General features: G+C 56.4%; 11 protein-coding genes. 5 read left to right on the top strand and 6 right to left on the bottom strand.

The features are described 5' to 3' along the window. Positions 1 to 27: 27 nt before the first annotated feature. Positions 28 to 2,160, bottom strand: coding sequence for a glutamine synthetase III (locus HHJ06_RS02005; protein ID WP_251841376.1), 2,133 nt, complete (start codon positions 2,158 to 2,160; stop codon positions 28 to 30). A gap of 400 nt (positions 2,161 to 2,560) precedes the next feature. On the opposite strand from HHJ06_RS02005, the gene gltB reads away from it, so the two are divergent. Beyond that, positions 2,561 to 7,000, top strand: a complete 4,440-nt coding sequence (gene gltB, locus HHJ06_RS02000; protein WP_215427116.1) for a glutamate synthase large subunit — start codon at positions 2,561 to 2,563, stop codon at positions 6,998 to 7,000. Between the two features lie 120 nt (positions 7,001 to 7,120). On the opposite strand, the gene HHJ06_RS01995 is transcribed toward gltB, so the two are convergent. The 4 genes from HHJ06_RS01995 to HHJ06_RS01980 form a co-directional block, all read right to left on the bottom strand. Next, a complete protein-coding gene (locus HHJ06_RS01995) occupies positions 7,121 to 8,185 on the bottom strand; it encodes a hypothetical protein (protein WP_215427115.1) in 1,065 nt (354 codons plus the stop codon). Next, positions 8,178 to 9,821: a hypothetical protein gene (locus tag HHJ06_RS01990; protein ID WP_215427114.1), complete on the bottom strand. Its 1,644-nt coding sequence runs from the start codon at positions 9,819 to 9,821 to the stop codon at positions 8,178 to 8,180. Before HHJ06_RS01990 ends, HHJ06_RS01995 begins: the two co-directional genes overlap by 8 nt. After that, entirely contained in the window at positions 9,719 to 10,543 is an 825-nt protein-coding gene (locus HHJ06_RS01985) for a hypothetical protein (protein WP_215427113.1), read from the bottom strand. The genes HHJ06_RS01990 and HHJ06_RS01985 overlap by 103 nt, the downstream gene beginning before the upstream one ends. Positions 10,544 to 10,843: 300 nt before the next feature. Then, the gene (locus tag HHJ06_RS01980) at positions 10,844 to 13,348 is read right to left on the bottom strand and encodes a beta strand repeat-containing protein (protein ID WP_215427112.1); all 2,505 of its coding nucleotides are present in this window, start codon (positions 13,346 to 13,348) and stop codon (positions 10,844 to 10,846) included. Between the two features lie 581 nt (positions 13,349 to 13,929). Between HHJ06_RS01980 and HHJ06_RS01975 the strand changes: the two genes are divergently transcribed. The 3 genes from HHJ06_RS01975 (at position 13,930) to HHJ06_RS01965 (ending at position 18,220) form a co-directional block, all read left to right on the top strand. Further along, the gene (locus HHJ06_RS01975) at positions 13,930 to 16,473 is read left to right on the top strand and encodes a ligand-binding sensor domain-containing protein (RefSeq protein WP_215427111.1); all 2,544 of its coding nucleotides are present in this window, start codon (positions 13,930 to 13,932) and stop codon (positions 16,471 to 16,473) included. A gap of 20 nt (positions 16,474 to 16,493) precedes the next feature. Continuing rightward, positions 16,494 to 16,997, top strand: a complete 504-nt coding sequence (locus HHJ06_RS01970) for a hypothetical protein (RefSeq protein WP_215427110.1) — start codon at positions 16,494 to 16,496, stop codon at positions 16,995 to 16,997. Between the two features lie 434 nt (positions 16,998 to 17,431). Beyond that, a complete protein-coding gene (locus tag HHJ06_RS01965; protein WP_146016544.1) occupies positions 17,432 to 18,220 on the top strand; it encodes a hypothetical protein in 789 nt (262 codons plus the stop codon). A 27-nt stretch (positions 18,221 to 18,247) separates the two neighbouring features. Here HHJ06_RS01965 and HHJ06_RS01960 read toward each other — a convergent pair whose 3' ends face one another. Further along, the gene (locus HHJ06_RS01960) at positions 18,248 to 18,847 is read right to left on the bottom strand and encodes a M15 family metallopeptidase (protein WP_215427109.1); all 600 of its coding nucleotides are present in this window, start codon (positions 18,845 to 18,847) and stop codon (positions 18,248 to 18,250) included. A 186-nt stretch (positions 18,848 to 19,033) separates the two neighbouring features. Here HHJ06_RS01960 and HHJ06_RS01955 point away from each other — a divergent pair, with 186 nt between their 5' ends. Then, positions 19,034 to 20,824, top strand: coding sequence for a chloride channel protein (locus tag HHJ06_RS01955; protein ID WP_215427108.1), 1,791 nt, complete (start codon positions 19,034 to 19,036; stop codon positions 20,822 to 20,824). The last annotated feature ends 98 nt before the right edge of the window (positions 20,825 to 20,922 follow it).

Below are 20,922 nucleotides of genomic sequence, written 5' to 3'. Positions count from 1 at the left end.
GAGCGGCTCCGGAGCGGCGTCCGCACCCTAATAGATGAACAGCATTTCCCGGTACTTGGGGAGAGGCCAGGACCGGTCGTTCACCAGGGCTTCTGCTGCGTCGACGCTGGTTCTCAATCGGGACATCCCGGCAAGGATGTCCTCATGGCAGCTCGTGAGCGCCGTTTCCAGCGTATCCAGGTCGGACACGATGGAATCCAGGGCGTCGCCCAGCTTGTCCGCCAGCTTCCGCAGGGAGACGGTGCCGGTGGTCTGCTTGGCGTCCAGCGCCCTGGAAAGCGCGGAAACGGTTTGCTTGTATTCATTGCGCAAGGCCGGGAGGATAATGGTGGCGGCCATTTCCCAGGACAGGCGCCCTTCAATGCGGATGCGCCTGTGGTATTCCTCCAGGAAAATCTCAAACCGGGATTCCAGCTCCCTTCTGGAAAACACGCCGTACTTCTCAAACAGGGCCACGTTCTTTTCATTAACCAGAGTATGGAGGGCACTCATCGTATTCTTCAGGTTGGGCAGGCCGCGGCGTTCCGCCTCCTTCACCCATTCCCCGGAATAATTGTCTCCGTTGAAAATGATCCTCCTGTGTTCGGATATCCGGCGCTTGAGCGTTTCCTGAAGCTGGGCCAGGAAAGTCTCCGGTGCGAAGGAGGAAAGTTCTTCCGCCAGGGAATCGAAGGCCTCCGCCACGATGGTGTTCAGGGTAATCATGGGCCCGGCGCAGGACTGGGCGGAACCGGGCGCGCGGAACTCGAACTTGTTCCCGGTGAAGGCGAACGGGCTGGTGCGGTTGCGGTCCGTGGCGTCCCTGGGCAGGACGGGCAGCGTATCCACGCCGATCTTGAGCGTGTCATTCCGCCGGCCGCATCCGGCTTCCCCGTTGATGATATTCTCAATCACCTCATTGAGCTGGTCGCCCAGGAAAATGGAAACAATGGCGGGTGGCGCCTCGTTCGCGCCCAGGCGGTGGTCATTCCCGGCGCTGGCTACGGAAGTCCGGAGCAGGTCGCTGTGCTTGTCCACGGCTTCAATAATGGCGGTCAGCACCGTCAGGAAAATGGCATTCTGCTGCGGGTCCGTGCCGGGGTCCAGCAGGTTCTTGTCCCCGTAGGAGATGGACCAGTTATTATGCTTGCCGGAGCCGTTGACGCCCACAAAGGGCTTTTCATGGAGCAGGCATACCAGGCCGTGCCTGCTGGCCTGCTGGCGCAGGATTTCCATCACCAGCATATTGTGGTCAATCGCCAGGTTCACGTCCTCAAACAGGGGGGCCAGCTCAAACTGGGCCGGAGCCACCTCATTGTGGCGCGTCTTGGCAGGAATGCCCAGCCGCCAGAGTTCCGTTTCCACATCATTCATGAAATTCAGGATGCGGGGCTTGATGGAGCCGAAGTAGTGGTCTTCCAGCTGCTGGTGCTTGGCGGGCGGCGCGCCGAACAGGGTGCGTCCCGTCTGGACCAGGTCCGGGCGGTTCAGGTAAAAATTCTTGTCAATCAGGAAATACTCCTGTTCCGCTCCTAGCGTGATGGTCACGCGGGAATCCGGCAGGTTGAAGCACTTCATCAGCCTTCTGGCGGCGTTGCTCAGCGCCTGCCGGGAACGGAGCAGGGGGGTCTTCTTGTCCAGGGCGTCTCCCGTGTAGGAACAATAGGCGGTGGGGATGCACAGGGTGGCTCCGTTGCCGTGGCGCTTGATGAACGCGGGGCTGGTGGGGTCCCATGCGGTATAGCCGCGGGCCTCAAACGTGCAGCGCAGGCCACCGGAAGGGAAGCTGGACGCGTCCGGCTCGCTCACGATCAGGTTCTTGCCTGAAAAGCTCATGATGGCCTCCATGCCCCGGGGGTCCAGGAAGGAATCATGCTTTTCCGCCGTGGAGCCCGTCATGGGCTGGAACCAGTGGGTGTAATGGGTGGCCCCCCGTTCCAGGGCCCACTGCTTCATGGCATGGGCCACATCCGCGGCGATGTCCGCGTTCAGAGGCAGGCCGTCCTGGATGGTAGCCAGAAGGGCCTTGGCCGTATCCTTGGGCAGGTACTGCTTCATCACCTCCGTGCTGAAAACGTCGGCGCCGTAATAATCAATGCTGACAGGGGCGCTCTCGCTCACCCCGCTCACGGGCAGGGAGGCGATGGCGCTGATGGCTTGTGTTCTGGTAGAGTCACTCATTATGGTTAACTGTTACATCTTTTATGCAGCAAGAAGCGTGCCAGCTTTTTTGACTCGCCTGGCGCGGGTGATGTGAATGAATATTAAAGTTATGGTAATCAATGTCTTTTGGTGCATTCCGGAAGAAAGTTCCCCGGGAAGGCCGCTATGGGAAGCCGGGATTTCATTACGAAAATGTAAAATCAGACGGAAAGGGTGTTTACGGAAATGTAAAAAACGAGGGTTCCCGAAGCATGCCGTACGTTTCCTTGCTCACGGACAGCGGAAGGAGTCCACGGGAAAAAGCCTGTAAAACCGGGCGGTCAAGGTCCGTTCCGGTGTTCGGCGGGACCTGAAAGAAAAGTTGGCACGCTTTTTGCTGTAATGAAGGCAGCTTAACCCAAACAAGAAACAGCAACCGATGAATAGTGATCAATTTGAGACAGGCATCCCCGCGCCGCAGGGATTGTATGACTTTGAACAGGAGAGGGACGCCTGCGGCGTGGGCCTGGTGGCGGACCTGAAAAACGAACCGAGCCACAAGATCATTGAAATGGGGATCACCGTTCTCAAAAGGCTCATGCACCGCGGCGCGGTGGGGAGCGATCCTGAAACCGGGGATGGCGCGGGCATCATGCTGGCCCTGCCGGATGAATTCTTCCGCCTGGCTCTTCCCAACCAGCTTCCCGCGCGGGGGAAATACGGAGTCGCCATGATATTCGGCGGCAGCGGCCATGAAAAGGAATTGGAAGCCGCCGTTACGGAAAATGGAGGCAGGGTCATTGCCTGGAGGCAGGTTCCCGTGAACCCGGACGGCATTGGCGCCAACGCCCGGCGCACCTGTCCCCTGATCCGGCAATTGTTCATTGACGGCAGCGGCTTTACGGACCAGGCGGAACTGGAGCGCAAGCTCTTCGTGATGCGCCGTGACATGGAACGGCGCGTGGAAAGCTGCTACGTATGCAGCTGTTCCAGCCGCAGCATTGTGTACAAGGGGCTGTTCCTGGGCACGCAGATTGAAGGATTTTATGAAGACCTGGCCAGCGGGCATTTCAAATCACCCCTGGCCCTGGTGCACCAGCGCTACAGCACCAACACCTTTCCCACCTGGAGCCTGGCCCATCCCTTCCGCTACCTGGCCCACAACGGGGAAATCAACACCCTGCGAGGAAACCTGAACCACCTGAAGGTGCGGGAACCGCATCTGGCCACCCCCCTGCTGGGGGACGACATGCAGAAACTCCTGCCCCTGATTCCTCCGGGCCAGAGTGATTCCGCCTGCCTGGACAACATGGTGGAGCTGCTGGTGGCCGGCGGGCGCGACCTGCGCCACGCCATGCTCATGCTCATGCCGCAGGCCTGGGGCGCCAACTACCATCTGGGGCCGGATGTGCGCGGATTCTTTGAATACCATTCCGCCCTGATGGAACCCTGGGACGGTCCCACCGCCGTGGTCTTTTCCGACGGGATCAACGCCGGGGCCATGCTGGACCGCAACGGACTGCGCCCGGCCCGCTACACGCTGACCACGGATGACATATTCATTCTGGCCTCGGAAACGGGCGTGGTGGACATACCCGCGGAAAAAGTCGCACGCCGCGGCCGTCTGCGTCCCGGTGAAATGATCTATTGCGACCTGGTGAACCACCGGCTGGTGTCCGATGCGGAAACCAAGAATGAAATGGCCCGGCGCAGGCCGTACCGCCGCTGGGTGGAGGAAAACAAGATTTCCGTCCGCTCCCTGTTTGATTCTATCTCCGCTTCCGCGGAAATGCCGGACCTCACCGCGCGCCAGCGGCGGTTCGGGTTCACGCAGGAGGACATAGACCTGATCATCCGGCCCATGATGATGAAAGGTGCGGAACCCATCGGCTCCATGGGGAACGATGCGCCCCTCGCCGTCCTCTCCGGGAAGGCCCCGCTCCTGTTCAACTACTTCAAGCAATTGTTCGCGCAGGTGACCAACCCGCCCATTGACCCCATCCGGGAAGAGCTGGTCATGAGCCTGACCACGTACATAGGCAACCATCCCAACATTCTGGAAGAAACGCCGGAACACGCCCGGCTGGTCAAGATGGCGCGCCCCGTCATTACGGATGAAGAACTCAACCGCCTCTGCGGCATCCGGGAGGCGGGGTTCCCCTCCGCCAGGCTTTCCATGCAGTTCCCGGAAGGAGGGAACGGAAAAGACCTGCGGGAGACGCTGGACAGCCTGGCGGAATCCGCCGTGGGGCTGGTCAAATCCGGCGTGCGCATCCTGGTGCTGACGGACCGCAGCATCAGCCCCGGTTATCTGCCCATCCCCAGCCTGCTGGCCTGTTCCGTGGTGCATCGCGCGCTGGCGGAGGCGGGGCTGAGATCGGAAGCCGGGCTGATTCTGGAAACGGGGGAAGCGCGGGAAACCATGCACTTTGCCCTGCTGCTGGGCTTCGGCGCCACGGCGGTGAACCCGTATCTGGCCCTGGCTACGGTCACCTCCCTGGCCGCGCCGCAGGACTGCCCGCTGGACGTGGTGAAAGCGGCCAGCAATTACATCAACGCCATTGACAAGGGGCTGCTCAAAATCATGTCCAAGATGGGCATTTCCACCCTGCGCAGCTACCGTTCCTCCCAGTTGTTCGAGGCCGTGGGCCTGAACCGGGAATTGATTGACGAATACTTTCCCGGCACCGTTAGCCGCATCGGCGGCATCGGGCTGGAGGAAATTGCCATGGAATGCGGCCAGCGCGCCGCAGGCGCCCCGGCACAGCAGGACGCCCTGGATGCGGGCGGCCAGTACAAGTACAAAAAGGGCGGGGAAAACCACCTCTGGAATCCGCAGACGCTCCAGGCCTTCCGCGCCGCCGTACGGGAAAACAACGCGGAAAAGTACCGCGAATTCGCGGAATACAGCAACCATCAGGCGCAGCACCTCTGCACCCTGCGCGGGCTGTTTGAGTTCAGCCCGGCGGACGCCGTTCCTCTGGGGGAAGTGGAAAGTGAGGACTCCATCCTGCGCCGCTTCGTCTCCGGAGCCATGTCCCTGGGGTCCCTCAGCCCGGAAGCCCATGAAGCCATTGCCATCGCGATGAACAAAATCGGCGCGAAAAGCAATTCCGGGGAAGGGGGGGAGGATGAGGCGCGCTACGAACCCAACGCCCGGGGAGAAATCCGTTCCAGCGCGGTCAAGCAGATAGCCAGCGGCCGCTTTGGCGTAACCATCAACTACCTGCGGCACGCGTCCGAATTACAGATCAAGATGGCCCAGGGCGCCAAGCCCGGGGAGGGCGGCCAGCTTCCGGCCCATAAGGTGGACCCGTACATTGCGCGGCTGCGCCACTCCATGCCGAATGTCAGCCTCATCTCCCCGCCTCCGCACCATGACATCTACTCCATTGAGGACCTGGCCCAGTTGATCTACGATCTGCGGAACTCCAACCCGGAAGCCCGCGTCTCCGTCAAGCTCGTCTCGGAAGTGGGCATTGGCGCCGTAGCCGCCGGAGTGGTGAAGGCCCATGCGGACGTGGTGGTGGTCAGCGGGCATGACGGCGGCACGGGAGCCTCCCCGCTCACCAGCGTGAAGCACGCCGGGCTGCCGTGGGAACTGGGGCTGGCGGAAACGCAGCAGACCCTGGTGCTCAACAAGCTCCGCTCCCGCGTCAGGCTCCAGGTGGACGGACAGCTCCGCACCGGGAGGGACGTGGTCATGGCGGCCCTGCTGGGAGCGGAGGAATTCGGCTTCGGTACCGCCGTTCTGGTTTCCCTGGGCTGCGCGATGCTCCGCAAATGCCATGAAAACACGTGCCCGGTGGGTGTCGCCACGCAGGACCCGGCCCTGAGGGCCAAATTCAGCGGCAAGCCGGAATACGTCATCAACTACCTCCGCTTCGTAGCGCAGGAAACGCGTGAAATCCTGGCTTCCCTGGGACTCCGTTCCCTGGATGAGGCGGTAGGGCGCACGGACCTGCTCTCCATGAACAGGGCCATTGACTTCTACAAGGCGCGGCATCTGGACTTCTCCTCCATCCTGCACGCGGCGGAAGGAGACGGACGGCGGTTTGACCCCTCCCTAGAAAAGGAACCTCTGGACAACTATGACCGCCGCCATCTGCTGCCGGACCTGCGGCCCCTGCTGGAAAAGGGAGTCTCTGCCGAACTCTTCCGGGAAATCCGCAACGTGGACCGGACGGCGGGCACGGAACTCTCCGGGGAACTGGTGATGAAATTCGGCCCGCGCGGCCTGGCGGACGACACCCTGGCGGTGCGCTTCACGGGATGCGCCGGGCAGAGCTTCGGCGCCTTTCTGGCGCCCGGCATCACGTTTGAACTGGCGGGAGAGGCGAACGACTTTGTAGGCAAGGGGCTCTCCGGAGGCAAGATCGTCGTGCGGCCTCCGGAAAACATCTCCTATGCTCCGTCGGACAACGTCATTGCGGGCAACGTCATCGGCTACGGGGCCACGTCCGGAAAAATCTTCCTGCACGGGCAGGCTGGGGAACGCTTCGCCATCCGCAACAGCGGCGCCACGATGGTGGTGGAGGGTATCGGCGACCACGGCTGCGAATACATGACCGGAGGCCGTGTGGCGGTGCTCGGCAAGGTGGGCGTCAACTTCGCCGCGGGGATGACCGGAGGCCTGGCCTACGTGTACGATGCGGACAATGACTTTGACCGGAAGTGCAACCTGGGCAGCGTGGACCTGGAAACGGTCCTGCCCCATTCAGCCGATGAGGCGGAACTGCTCCAGCTCATTTATGAACACTACATGGCTACGAAGAGCCGCCGTGCCTACGACCTGCTGAACAACTGGCCGGAGGAACGCGGCAGGTTCATCAAGGTCTTCCCGGTGGAATACCGTCACGCCCTGTCCATGCATTCCTGAAGGAACCGCTCCTTGTTTTTCTGTTGTTTGGGGTAAGCTGGGGGCCTCCGCGTAAGCGGGGGCCCTTTTCGTTTTTTCTGAAGTGAGGATAGTTTAATTAATCAAGCAGGCGGCTTCTTCTTACCGTCCTCTTGAAAGGCGTTTGCTTCTCTCATCCTGCCGGTTGCCTTCCGTATGTAAATAAACGGCCTCTTCATTAAGATAGGAATCTGTGTTGGAGATGGTCTTGTAAAACTCTCCAAAAGGCATTAATTTATCCCAAAGTTCCTTGTCGTTCTCATCAAATTTTAAGAACTTGTGTAGCACTTTTTGATACGTGGAATCAGGTTCTTGTCCTGCCTGAGCCAAATCTCTACATTCCTTGAAAAAATTCTCATAAAAATACAGCCCCACACGATGTCTGGCATTTTCTGCGGGGGGAGGTAACATGTTCATGACTTTTTCCGCCGCCCCTGTGGCTTTTTTCCAGGCCTGCGCTACCTGGTCCACATCTTCTTTTCCTTTCATGTCAAGAAGGGCCTTGCATGCCTTATCCCATTCCCCGCGCAAATTCTTGATGGCTGTCATCTGGTCCTTTTCGGATGCCCCCCATTTTTGGAATTGTGGTTCGTCGTCTCGGTGCGGCAGACGCACAGGAATGCGGAAATCGCCCCTCAGAGCCTCTCGCATCATGTTTCTGAATTCTTCCCCGTTGAGGATGGCAGTCATTTTCCTATGAATAGGATTTTTGGGATCAATGCGTCCTTGCAGCTGTTTACATAATTGCCTCACTTTCGCATTGCGCCAGTTCATGGCAAAGAAATTATCTCTGGGGCTCTCAAAAGGTTCGAACAGAATATTTTCCAGAAATTGAACCTGCTCGCTATTGTTAAAATTAACATGCTGGACAAGGCACTGCGCTACGTTCAAATAATCTTCATCGGGGAGTTTGCGAAGATAGATGGAGAGCAAATTCTGCCTATGTTGGGAAATGCTGGGCAAGTCCTTGATGATATTCGGAATAATCTTGGGGAGGAGTCGGCGCAGTTGCGCGTCTGTTTCTGCTGCTTTTAATGAGTTTCCTTCCTGTGAATATTGGTGAGCAAGCTTTTGATATTCGCGAAGATGCTGAAAATCAAATGATTCCGTGGCATGCCCGGAAGAAATACATGCCATCAAAGAAAGGCAGAGGAAGGAATTATTCATATTTTCTAAAGGAAGAGGGGAAGGTAAGATAGAGTAACTTATTGACGTCGGTAGTGCCACCACTAATGCCGGCGCCGTCATAATCAATAATGGCGGCATGAACTTTGTCGAATTCAAACCATCCGGGTTCTGGCAGAGTGTTAGCGGGATTCATCCATCTCCATGAGCCTATTTTCTTTTCAGGGTTTATCCATTCTTTAACTAATGGAGCGCAGGACTTTCCAAAAGGAGGAGTCAATGTTCCGTAGGTGAATGCCGGAATATCCAGACCGCATGAATGGGCCTGATAATAGATGAATAAATTACATTTGCTGGACTCTTTAAGATCGTTGGCAAAATCATGGTGCCCATAAATTTTTATTTGTCTTCTCAGAAGGGAGCATTCTTGCGCAAATTGTTTTTGCTTGGGAGTCATCGGAGGGATGGAATTTTTAAAAATAGAGTCCAATTCTTCAGGATCATACCAAGGAGTTGCTTTGGCATAATGTGTTTTCATCATATATTCTATGGCACTGTTAATGAGATTTTTCTCATTCTGGCTGTGGACTACTCCTATGCAATCTGGGTCTCCCCTGCACAGGAAAGGTGATTTTTTTCCGCCATAGGCATCTTCTCTACGAGTATACGTAAAAATTTTACCGTTAATTTTAGCACGCAATCGATATATTCCTGGTGTATCGCAACGATAGACGCAGGTCGTTCCATTTCCTACTTTGTTCCATCCAGTTTCGTACTTGCAGCCACCCGTATCACATTTCAATCGGCATATTTCCCAGGTAATTTGATCTTTGAATTTACTTTCTTCTCCCAGAAGATCCTTGTTCAGGGCCATTTCTATGGATTCTCCTTTGATGAGCAATACCCGGAAGTTTTCCGTGGGAGCATTCTGTTTGCGTACGGAAATATCAACAACAACTGGAGTGACGAACAAGGTAATTCCATCCATATCCTTTTTCCCCGGGCGAGGATTGTAGTAGGTCTGGGAATATTCGATGTCAAAGGAATGCGTACCAGGCATCAGAACTTTTGGATAATCTCTTCTTCCTTTTGAGATATCATGCCCTTTTCCACTCTCCTTGAGCCATTCATTTTTTTGTCCCTTATCATCTGTAATAGAGATGGTGCACCCATCATCTGAAACCAGAGTCACAAAACCGATCCCACAGGGTTGGCCTGCAAAATCGTCATTTTTATCATCATCATAGGAAGGACGTATGCGTACTTGAGGTACAGGAGCTTCCTTGAATGTGAAGGATACAGGGTAATTTTCCTTGTGAGGTTTTTTAGGATCAGTGACAATGGTCGAGTTAGGTTTTTTAACATACCCCTGAAGAGCCCTTTTAATAAGAGGTTCTGCAACTTGATCCGAGGGATGGTCAATAACGTGGACAATTCCGTTTTGATCCTGTTTGGAGAAGATATCCTCAATGTTGACATCGTTGTTCGCGAGAACATCCGGAAATGCTGACGCTAATGCCGCAGTGAGAATTAAGGTGAATATTTTGGATAGGGGAATCATGGCAGGAATATGGATCATTTCTTTTTTCTCTGTTTGGCCTTCCCTTGTTTGGCCCATTTTTGCAACCGTGCTGGTGCATCCGTCATTCCGATGCATGGAGGCATTTTTTTTGCCCATGTAGCGGCTTCATCATATTGTTTCAATTGGAGATATCCCCATGAAATCCAGTAAACGTACTGGCTCTGGTCTGCCGGAGTCGTCCCGTAGGCTTTTAAAAGATGTTTGTATGCCTCTATCCCAAGAGGATAGAAATCCTTTCCCATATCAAAAAAGTCGGCGGCATGGAAAGAGCCGATACGCAGCATGCGTTCCGGAAGATAAGGCTTGATGCTGGTTTCCTTGAAATAAAGACTGGGGAAAAAATAGAAATAGCCAATCAGGAGCCTTAACGCCCGGTTTTGTTTTTTCTCCGGTGTAGAGGTGACTTCAAAAGCCAGCATCAGATTGGTGAGATCATCAAGGCCTTCCAGGCGAGTGGAGGAATCCTTGCTTTGGAGTTTTGGAATGGTTTCCTTGAGAACGGCTAGGGAACGTTTGTTGATGACAGCCCATTCTTTTTCAAAGCCTACATAGTTTACAATATTCTTGTTGCGCCGGGCTTCCGGAGTGTATCTGGTGATATTGTCCTCGGTTTTACATGCTTCCTTCTTCATGTATCCCAGTAGGGCCTTTTTAAGTTGGGTTCGTGTTTTTGTTCCATTTTTCAAATCATCAAGCAATGTCACGGGGGTGACGGCAGTACCTTCCGAAGGGGATGTTGCCGTGAATCCCATATCCACTGAAAAAGAAAACAGAGTGATAAGAAATATAGAAAAAATTGGAAATGAGCAAAACTTCATAAGGTATATGATACTATGAACAATATTTCAAAAATGTCAATATATTTTAAATTCCTTAGATATTTAATAGTCCGTTTTTCTCCGTTTCCTAATGGAATTCCCTTTACCAGTGGAAATGCCGGGGCGCGGATCTTATGGATATCATAGGTTCAGTTAGTTATGATGTAATGCAAGTGGTTCATTTTTCAGTGGTTTGCCTTTGTGAGGATAGATTGAATCGTGAAACAGGCCTTTTTTCAAAAAAAATGCATTCCCCGGTGAAGGGGAATGCATTTTGAAAAAGGCTCTTGCCTTAGTTGGTCAGGAACGGCGTTTCCGGCGCATCAGTAGGGCCGTGAGGCCCAGCAGGCTCAGGGTGGCCGTGCCGGGTTCCGGTACGGCCAGGCCGGTGAAGGTCAGGCTGCCGTTATTGTAGGTGACGCCGTCCCAGAGCAGGTTCTGGCCGTTCTGCGTGAGCGTGAGCAGTGCATCCCAGTCAATGTCGCCGGCCAGGGAAGTGCCTTCTCCCAGCGTGATCAGGTCAATCGTCAGGGGGGAAGTGAGGTCCAGCACCAGGTCGCTGCTCAGGTTAAGCGTCAGGCCGCCGGTCACGTTGAGGGTGGATGTTCCCTGCATGTTAATCAGCGCCGTGTTGAAGCTGGAGATGTTCAGCGTGGCGTTGTTCAGCGTGGCGGAGGTGGAGCCGGAAAGCGTCAGCACCTGGCCCGTGGAGATCATGGAAGCGCCGGGGGCGTTCCCCAGAACTACCGTTGAGTTGTTGATGGCGGCATTCCCCGTCAGGCCGACGGTGAGGTCCTTGGGAGCGGAAACGCTGCCCAGGTTCTGGACGGTTCCCGTCTGGAGCGTGATGGCGTTGGCAAGGGCCTGGCTGTTGGCATTGAGCGTTCCTCCCTGCACCAGCACGGAACCCTGGCCGAGGGCGGTTGCGGAGTTGGTCTGGAGCGTTCCCTGAACGATGGAGGTGCCTCCCGTGTAAGTGTTATTGCCGGAGAAGACAACTGTGGAGCTGTTCTTGTTAACCTTCACGCTTATCTGGTGGGAAGCGTCCTTGTCGGAAATAACGGAGGAAATAGTGAAGTTGTTGCTCCCGGTGGAACCGTTGGTAACCAGCAGTTCCCCTTCACCGGTGATGGTTCCGCCAAGGTTGACGGCGTTGCCGTAAAGGGAACCGGAGATGGTTACCCCGCCTCCTGCGGCGTCAACGGTAATGTTGGCGTTGACGGGGGTGTCTGCGCCGTAGGCTTTGCAATTGAGCATTTCAAACGTGGAACCGGATTTCATCAGCATGTCCGGCGTACCGCCCAGAACGGCGCCTACCGCGTTCAAGCTCAGCTTGGCGTTCTGCCCGATGGTGATGGATTCAAACGTATAGGTGGTGTCACTGGCAGCCAGATTGACCGTACCAGCGTCAACGATCAGGTGCGCGATGTCGGAGGCATGGTCGGCATTGATGGTGCCGGTGCCGTCCGTCACCTTGCGGACCGTCAGGGAGCTGTCCGCATGGGTGATGGGAATCAGCGTTCCGCTTTCAAAGGTGTATTCCACGTCTCCGGCACCCGTCAGGGTGAGGGAGGAGGCTTTGTGCGCCCAGGAGTCATTGGCATTATAGCTGGCCGCCGCTATGGTCAGGGCGCCTGTGAAGGTCCAGTTGGGATTGGAGGCCGTGATGGAGGCGTTTTCCCCCAGCGTCAGGGAACCCGTATAGACGGAAGTGCCGTCTCCCGTGATGGAGATGGAGGCATTGTCCCCCAGGGTCAGGTTGCCGGAACCGGAAAGGCCCGTCAGGCTGTTGGTCCCGTTCATGATGACGGAGCCGGCTCCGTCAAGGGTGGCGTTTCCGGAGATGTTGGAAGACACGGTCAGCGTGGTTCCTTCCGCCGCGCGGAGAATGCCGGGGCCGGACAGGTTCAGGCTTCCGCCGGAAATGGACAGGTTGCCCCCGTCCAGGAGGATGGCGTCCGTACTGCGGGTCTGGTCATCCGCAATCGTCAGTGCGGCCGGGCCGTTGGTGACGTTGATGGAAGCATAGGTTCCTGCTCCTTCAGCGGCGTCCGTCCATGCGGCGTTTCCCAGCTGGGATGCCGTCCACTCGGAGGAAGCGGTTCCATCCAGGGTGGCGGTGATCTTAACGCCGTCATAAGTATTGACGATCTGGATGCCTGCAATGCAGCCGCGGGTTCCTGTCCCGCTGGTATTGGTTGGAGAAGTGATGCTCAGGTTGGAGGAAGTCTGGCCATCCACGTACAGGGTGTTGGTTCCTTCCACCGCTTGTCCCAAGGTTCCCGTTGCCCCCCATGCCCCGGAGCCGGGCACGGTGGAGGTGCCGTTCCACGTATAGGAAACGCCGTTGACGGTTTTGGCGGAGAAATTTGCGTTGGCTGTGTCCGTATTGCAGTAAATGTAAACGCCGTAGGTCAGGAAATCCACGCCGCTGACGTTGATGGTGATGCCGTTGCCGTCGTCCAGGTAGCCCTTCAGCATCTGGGCGTCCCCGGTGCTGGGGGTGCCCCCCCCGGTCCATGTGTTTTTGCTGGACCACGTGACGGTTGCTCCGGTGGCGTCTCCGTTGTTGTTTTTCAGGTCCTGGGCCGTAGACTGGGAAGCTCCGCTGAATTGGTTCCAGTTGGATCCAAGGACCGGGTCAAGCCCCGCAGTGGAGGAATCCGTGATAGTGCCGTTTGATTCGTTGGTGCCAAAATTGATGCTGATGCTTTCTCCGGCAGCCTGGGACTGGGAAGCGAGTGTCCCGAAGAAGGCTGCGGCCACAAGCCATGCTGTTAATTGATGAGGCAAATGAGGGTGCATGAAATTGATGCTGTTGCAGGTTAATTATTTAAACCAAATCCAAGGGGGGAGACCTCCTGTGGTACCCGGTTCTTATCGGATTCCGAATCCGAAGTCAACAGGAAAGTTTGGGTTAAAACGTGTTATCGGAATTTGGATTTGGAAAATTTGGATGAAGGGAGATCAACGGTAAAATAATTTGAATCATAACTATTTGAACGTCTTTATTTTTATGCGCCGGATACCCTGCAACGGATTCGGAATCCGATGCTTACGAGAGTAGAGGAAAGATTTAAACAGGATTTGCATTGGGGGAAAAGCGTTTGGCCGACGCTTTTAAACTGGGCGCCCTCATTTTTTCTGTCCGGGTATGACAGGGACTATTCGGGGTTTTTCCCAAAACCCAAATAATCTATATAACTAACATATATTAAATGATTTATGTATCTTACTCTAAGCGGATTGTGTCTATTTCTCATTGGATAAAATTGCGAATAAATTGAAAATGGGTTGACGTCGGTAAAATGCGATAATATTCTCACATAATAATCAGGAAATAATTGGTTATGTTAATTAAATTCAAACATTTCATAAGAACGGTCATGTTGGCCCTCCCATTGCTGGGTTCATGGTCTGCAGGGGAAGTAGTTTCCATCCAGGTGCCGGAACAACTGCCTGAGTGCCCTGTCCGTTTCATCCGGGGTACCCTGGTGGCGCAGGACGGAGCTGTCTGGGCCGTGGGGGAGAAGGAGAGCGTTTACCGTCTCCAGGTCGGGGACCGGGCCTATGAAAAATCCTGGCTCAATATGGATTATTATTCCGGCTTTCCCAAAGGAAAGAATTTCACCTGCATCGCGGAGGACAAGGCCGGCCGCATCTGGGTGGGGACGGACGACAGCGGCGTGGCCGTCTTCAACGGAAGGGAATGGAAGATGTATGACCGCAGCAACGCCCTGAACGGGGAACATGTTTATGCGGTGGCCGCCTCCCCCGTTTCCGGTGAAGTTGCGGTGGCCACGTCCGGCGGCGTCTCCATCTATGATCCGGGAAACGATTCCTGGAAGACGCTGGACCGGTCCACGGGTCTGGTGGAGGACCAGGCGGCTTCCGCGGCTTTTGATTCCAAAGGGAATCTGTGGCTGGCCTATGCCGTTGGCGGCATCTCGTACTCGCCGCGCAAATCGGGGTACATGCAGTGGAAGAACGTGCAGGCTCCGTGGTATTGGGATACCAGGCAGTTTGCGCGCCAGCCGTACCTGCCGTATGGGGACGGTCTGCCCTCTAACGCCTGCAACATTCTGGCCTGCACGGAAAAGGACCAGGTGCTGCTGGGAACGTGTTCCGGCCTGGCGTACAGCAATGGCATCAGTTCCTGGCGTTATATGAGGGGGAAGGATTATGCGCGGAAGAACATGGGCATTTATGGCTCCTCGGCGCGGAAAACCGCTGTTCCGGGAGATGGGAATTCCAAAATGCTGTCGGAAGACTTCGTTTCTTCCGTCCTCCGGAACGGAACGGATATTTACGTGGGCTACCGGACGGCGGGAGTGGATGTGCTGGATGCGGGAACGATGACCGTGCGGCAGAGAATCAGGAAGGGGCTGGAAAACGTGGATGTGTCTTCCCTGCTGGTCCTGGGGGATGGAAGCGCCTGGGCCGGAACGTATGGGCGCGGCTTTGTCAGCCTGAAAAAAGGTGCCCTGTCCTGTAAGCTGGACAGGAAGCAGCAGGATGATGAGATCGCGTTCCCGTCCCCGGCGCGGATGGAAGACCCTGCCGCAGTCCTGAAAAGGCTGGAAAAGCTTGGCGCGGATGCGCATGCCGGGAAGAGCATCGTGTTCCGCGGGGAAGACTGGTCCACCAAGGGGGACTGGTGCGGAAAGTACGGCGTCACGCGCGCCACGTTGTGCGCCACGAATGCCCCTATGGGCAATTCCGAGTTTGAAGCAAAGACCGTGTCTTACCGCACTCTTTCTTCCGTTCCGGGAATGCCCGGATACCAGGGGGCTTTATCTTCTTACTGGATCCAGGGAGTGATGGGGCTCAACCGCAACAAGGGGGACGCCCTGCGCTGGTGGGTGGAGAGCATCAAGGTGGAGGGCAACCGGAATGTCCTTTTCGATCCTACGGACTCCATACGGACGGAGGCGGAGTGGGACGACCATGGCGAGGTGTACCCCTCTTTTGTGGACGGTCCCGGCATCTGGGTCATTGTGGAAGTGCCGGAAGGGGTTCATGAAATAGCCCTGTATTTCTACAATCCCAACGGATATCTTCAGAATGAATCCAGGCGGGATTACATCGTGGAGGCCAGAAGGCATCCCTCCACCTCCTCCCTGGTGCTCCAGTTCAATAACCAGGGGGACCTTGAGATAGGGGAGAAAACCAAAAACGGGAACGCCCTTGCCGCCGCCATGGAGCAGTGGCAGGCGCTTCCGGTGGAAGCCCGGACCCGCGTTTCCAGGTTTGCGGGGTCCGGGGTTTACAAGAGGTTCATGTGCAGGAAAGGAGGCATCTACCTGTTCCATGTTTGCAGGAACGGCTCCTTCAATACCATTTTAAACGGCGTGTTCGTGAATGAAAAAATCCCGTGGGAAATCCGTCTTCCGGAGGAGTTGCCCTATTACGTGGACGGCCAGATGGCGGGCATCATTCCCACCCCGGAGAGGGTGGGGGCGTCCACCCTGGGAGAAAAGGAAAAAGCCGTATGCAAGCCCCTGTACGAGCTGCAATATACCAGGAAGTACCTGACGCCGGCGGCGTGCAGCCTCCAGAACCGGTACATTCTGGCCCTGTGGCGCCAGGGGTGGGAAAAACGGGCGCAAGACGGCTGCCTGGCGGATATCCTCCAGTGGGAAGCCAGAGTCACTGACGAGCGCGTGCAGGCCTCCTTTGATGAAACCATGAAGCGCTCCTGGGACCAGAGCCAGATTTATTACATCGGCAACCGGTCCCGTGACTTCATGCCGCATGCCCCGGGCACCGTTCCTTTCTCGCTCAGGGAACTGCGCCTCATGGCCAAGCTGCACATCGACTGGCGGCAGTACCGGGACGATGCGAAGACCCCTCCTGAAAAATCCGTTCAGGAAATGAAGGAATTCCTTAAAAAGGAATTATTGAAACAACAAACCAATAAACAACGATGAACAAAATTATCTGTGCCATCATGGTTTCTCTCTCAGGGACCTGCTTCCTGAAGGGGGAAATAGCGCCGCCGGAAACGGAATGGAAAGGAGGCCGCCTTATTTATGACGGGGTTTCCATCAAGAATGAGGTGACCCTGCCTCAAAAAGGGGTCATGTACCACGATGAGGATAGATTGTCCTTCAATATTACGGATGCCACCATCACCATGTCCACCAGGCTCACCAAGGATCCGAAATGCGGACGGGAATGGTGCTACAAAGGCATCGACCGCATTGTGGTCAAATACTGCGGGGACATTTCCGATCCGGACGACGGGGGGACCATCTATTTCCAGTCCCCCTATAATCACCACGTCTGGTTTGATGCCAGCAAATATGGACAATGGGGAATTATTTTTTCCAGGGTTTATATCGTCACCCGCATCAAGAATGCGAATATTGAGGATACAAAGGACTACGGCGTCAGCGGAGAGGATGGCAGCATCTTCTTCCAGTACGTGGAAAAGATGATGGCTGAAATGTAATCCGCGCCTGGTTCCTTCCCCGCGGTTGTGAAGATATGGCGCAGGCGCGGTGGAAGGAAACGCCGGCGGATTGATTCCGGTCATTCAGGCGCCGGGGGCCCGGTAACGGCCTCCGGCGTCTTTTTGGACGGGGGAAAACCGGTTTGACGCGGCGCCGGGAAAAGACGCATTCGCCCGTCGGGCGGATAAGATGTGGACGGAAATGGGCGGCTTCATGCGCGGAATAATAGTTGCGGAAGCTACTGACACAATCTTTCCGGGGAATTTGTTTTTTTGGCACTCGGTACTGAATGTTGTTTTTCCAATATTGGTCTTACCTTGGAAGGCATTTTATCCGGATGCGGGCGAATGGCCGCTTGCAGTTAAAAACGGAATGAGGCACTGTGTAAAAGGATGCACTGTTTCAGGAATCGCCTGTCCAACCATGTAATCATATGAACACGAAAACCGTAACGCAACTATTGCTGGCGGCCTGCACGGGCGTGCTGTCATGCTCCGGCGCCCGGGGCTCTGACGGGGGCTGCCGGGACCAGTCCTACTACCTGAAGACGGCGTGCCCGCACCCCCTTTCCCTGGCCGGTCCCACGGATGACCGGGTTTATCTGCGCTTCCAGACGGGGTGGGCCAGCAAGTATGAGTGCGAAGGCATTGACCTGTGGGACGGTTCCCTCTGCTCCTTTGTTCCCGAAATACAATACAAGGAGTGGGTGGGGAAGATATGGTACGGCGTTTCCACGGACCACCAGAACCATGCGGAATTGAAGTACAGGCTGGATTACATCAAGGAAATCGGGAACTGGACGATCATGCCGTGGTATGAGCACAGCTTTGTTTTTCCGGGGGACAAGGGCATTCCGCGCCCCGGCCTGAAGAGCACCTACCATTTTTCCAGCCGCTGGTTTGGCGGTACGGACCTGTACTGGCAGTACAACAATCATACGTTCCGCGGTTATTACGCCGTATTTGCGGGCATGCATGAGGAGATAGCGGATTGCGTGCGGGTGGACGCGGTGGTGAGGTACGGTTACAACGGGGGGTACGTGGGACCGGTGGTGCATCACGGGTCCAACGCCCTGGATTACAACCTGAGCTTTACCTTCCGCGCCACTTCCCGGCTGACCGTGGAGCTCTTCACCAATTACAGCCAGGCGCTGACCGTGGTGAAACAGAGCGGTCTGGGGAACGATTTTTATTACGGAATCAACTTGAAATATACGTTCTAGGGTACCGTGTGCTTCGGCGCAGGCCGGTCACGGACGGGCGAACTGGAAGTGCATCCAGTCGTAATTGCGTTCCCTGCCCAGGGAAAAAGCCCCTTCTTTCTCCACGATGGACCAGAAGGCGTCATATTCCGGTCCTGAAAAAGCGGCTTCCGGCGCGCTCATGTACAGGGTGTTGCGCTCCGGGTCCAGGTCCACGGCTATGCCCCAGGCGTGCAGGGACGGGCGGCTGCCTCCGCGGATGGGGCGGTTGTTGAAGCAGCCGCCGTAAATATCCAGCCGCAGTTCCCGGATGCGGTCCAGGCCGTAGTGCTCCAGCGTCCGCTGGAAAATCCTGGTGAGGGGAGCGGCTATCAAACGGTGGCAGGTGATGGAAGTGAGTTCCGTATCCGGAGACCAGGAGGGCCGCAGGGGATAGGGCAGGGTAATAGTGACCAGGGACCCGGTATCTCCCGGCTGCCCGAAGATGGAATCGCCGGAGAGCACTTCACGTTCCGTGGGCCAGCCGGAGGCCGCATGCCTGCCGCCATGCATCTGGCTGCCCAGGATAACGCAGGCAGCCAGCAGGAGCGTGAGCGCCCGGAGGCGCGGAGATACCCGGCGTGCGGGGCGCTGTGTGCAGGTGGACATGGGTGCGGGGCGGGGGAACTTCCGGTGTAGCAGGTTTCAGGCACGGTGCAAGCCCTTTGAAAGTGCGGGAGAATTTCCGGCGCAGTTTTTGCTGGCGGAATGACGGGGGCGGGCAGGTATTTTCTGCGGCATCGAACATCCGGAGGCGTTTTTTTGTCACAATGAAATAATATTGCCGCTTTGCCCATGAATTCTCCATCTCCCGCGCCTCAGAAGCCGTCCGATTCCGTCTGGTACGGGTGGATTCTAAAGCTGTTTCATCACTGGAAGGTGGGAGAAAGGCAGGTTACCTATGTTTGGGCCGTCATCGTAGGAATCGTTGGCGCCAGCATGTCCCTGTTTTTTGAATGGACGGTGGAGGTTATCCAATGGATTCTCACGGGCATCTGGTCGGACTCCCGCGTGGGCACCTTTTCCCAGGTGGAACCGGAATGGCGCATGTTTGTTCCGGTGGTGGGCGGCCTGGTGGCCGGCTGCATTTTGCTGTTCCTGAAAAAGAGGATGCCGGGGCAGGCTACGGAATACATGGAGGCCATGTCCATCGGAAACGGGCTGATCAAATTCCGGGCCTCCGCCCTGAGGGTGTTTTCCGCGGCATGGAGCATCGCATCCGGCGCGGCCATCGGCAAGGAAGGGCCCATTATCCAGTCCTCCGCCCTGATTGCGTCCGCGGTGGGCCAGCGGTTGCATGTGTCCATCCCGCGGCTCAGGCTGCTGGTGGGCTGCGGCGCGGCCGCCGGGTTCACGACGGCGTTCCACGCCCCCTTTGCCGGCTGCCTGTTTGTGAGTGAAATTATCATCGGCACCGTGAGCATGGACATTCTGGCGCCTCTCCTGATTGCCTCCTGCACCGGGTTCGTGATGCTTCACATGCTGGGGGACCCCTCCCCGCTGTACAGTTCATCGTTTGAAAGCTTTGCCGTATTTTCAGAGTCCCTCTGGTGCATTGGGCTGGGGGTGGTGGCCGCCATAGCGGCCAGAGGATGGGTGAGCCTGCTGGATGTGGCCACCAGGTACCTGAACGGGCGCCAGGCTTTCCTGCCGCTGCGCCTGATGGGCGCCGGACTGGTGGTAGGCGTGTTTGCGGTTTTTTATCCGGAGGTGGTGGGCAACGGGCAGGCCCTGATTACCGGGCTGGTGAATGAGGATTACAGCACGCAGCAGGCGTTCATTCTGCTTCTGGTGAAGGTGGCCGCCGTGGCGGTGGTGTTCGGCTGCGGAACGGTAGGGGGCGCCATGACGCCCACCTTGTACGTAGGGAGCATGGTCGGGTTTATTTTCAGTACCGTTCTGACGGCATTCGGCATGGAGGGGAACCATACCGTGGCGTATGCCATGGTGGGGATGGCCGCCTTTTTTGCCGTGGCGGCCCAGGCCCCCCTGACGGCCCTGGTGATGGTGGTGGAGTTTTCCATGAGCGGGGAAATGATTTATCCCCTGCTGATTGGCGTGGTGAGCGCCTACGGCACGGGGCGGCTGATTCGCGCGCGGTCCATGTACGCCGCCAGCCTGTCCGGCAGCCCGGCTTCCGTGGTCAGCCTGCCCATGGCCCAGGTGGATGTGCATGACCTGGCGCGCCATGTGGTGCCCCAGGTGGCGCCGGACGCCCCCCTGGACGATGTTTCCGCCCTGATGCTGCGGAATCCGGGAGACCTGATTTTTGTGGTGAAGAAGGACGGAACGTATGAAGGCGCCATTTATCCGGATGATTTCCTGGCTGTCCGCCGGAAGATGGAGGAAAAGGGGAAGGGGCCGCCTCCCACCGCCGGGGAGCTGGTCCGTCCCGGATCTCCGGTTCTGGACGCGGCCACTCATTTGACGGACGCCCTCAAGTTGTTTGAGCAGACCCATCTGGAGGCCTTTCCCGTGGTCTGGAAAAATACCGGGAAGCTGGACGGCGTGCTGTACCGCAATGCGCTGTTCCAGGTCATTACGGAAATGATGAAAAGGGAGTCCGGCGGAGGCGTGGACATGTGAAACAGGACGGTGAAGGCCCGTGCATTACAATTTTGTAACCCTCTTTTCAACTTCATTCATAACAACATCATCCTTCATTGCTAAAATGTTATCCGCAT

The sequence above is a fragment of the Akkermansia muciniphila genome (genome assembly GCF_018709685.1).
Classification (GTDB): Bacteria; Verrucomicrobiota; Verrucomicrobiia; order Verrucomicrobiales; family Akkermansiaceae; genus Akkermansia; species Akkermansia muciniphila_E.
Note: the sequence above shows the minus strand (reverse complement) of the source record. Positions and strands in the feature narration are given on the sequence as shown.

Bases quoted from the DNA above. Each gene is read 5' to 3' on its own strand.
- HHJ06_RS02005 (WP_251841376.1), bottom strand. From the start codon at position 2,160: ATGAGTGACTCTACCAGAACACAAGCCATCAGCGCCATCGCCTCCCTG.
- gltB (WP_215427116.1), top strand. From the start codon at position 2,561: ATGAATAGTGATCAATTTGAGACAGGCATCCCCGCGCCGCAGGGATTG.
- HHJ06_RS01995 (WP_215427115.1), bottom strand. From the start codon at position 8,185: ATGAATAATTCCTTCCTCTGCCTTTCTTTGATGGCATGTATTTCTTCC.
- HHJ06_RS01990 (WP_215427114.1), bottom strand. From the start codon at position 9,821: ATGGGCAAAAAAAATGCCTCCATGCATCGGAATGACGGATGCACCAGC.
- HHJ06_RS01985 (WP_215427113.1), bottom strand. From the start codon at position 10,543: ATGAAGTTTTGCTCATTTCCAATTTTTTCTATATTTCTTATCACTCTG.
- HHJ06_RS01980 (WP_215427112.1), bottom strand. From the start codon at position 13,348: ATGCACCCTCATTTGCCTCATCAATTAACAGCATGGCTTGTGGCCGCA.
- HHJ06_RS01975 (WP_215427111.1), top strand. From the start codon at position 13,930: ATGTTGGCCCTCCCATTGCTGGGTTCATGGTCTGCAGGGGAAGTAGTT.
- HHJ06_RS01970 (WP_215427110.1), top strand. From the start codon at position 16,494: ATGGTTTCTCTCTCAGGGACCTGCTTCCTGAAGGGGGAAATAGCGCCG.
- HHJ06_RS01965 (WP_146016544.1), top strand. From the start codon at position 17,432: ATGAACACGAAAACCGTAACGCAACTATTGCTGGCGGCCTGCACGGGC.
- HHJ06_RS01960 (WP_215427109.1), bottom strand. From the start codon at position 18,847: ATGTCCACCTGCACACAGCGCCCCGCACGCCGGGTATCTCCGCGCCTC.
- HHJ06_RS01955 (WP_215427108.1), top strand. From the start codon at position 19,034: ATGAATTCTCCATCTCCCGCGCCTCAGAAGCCGTCCGATTCCGTCTGG.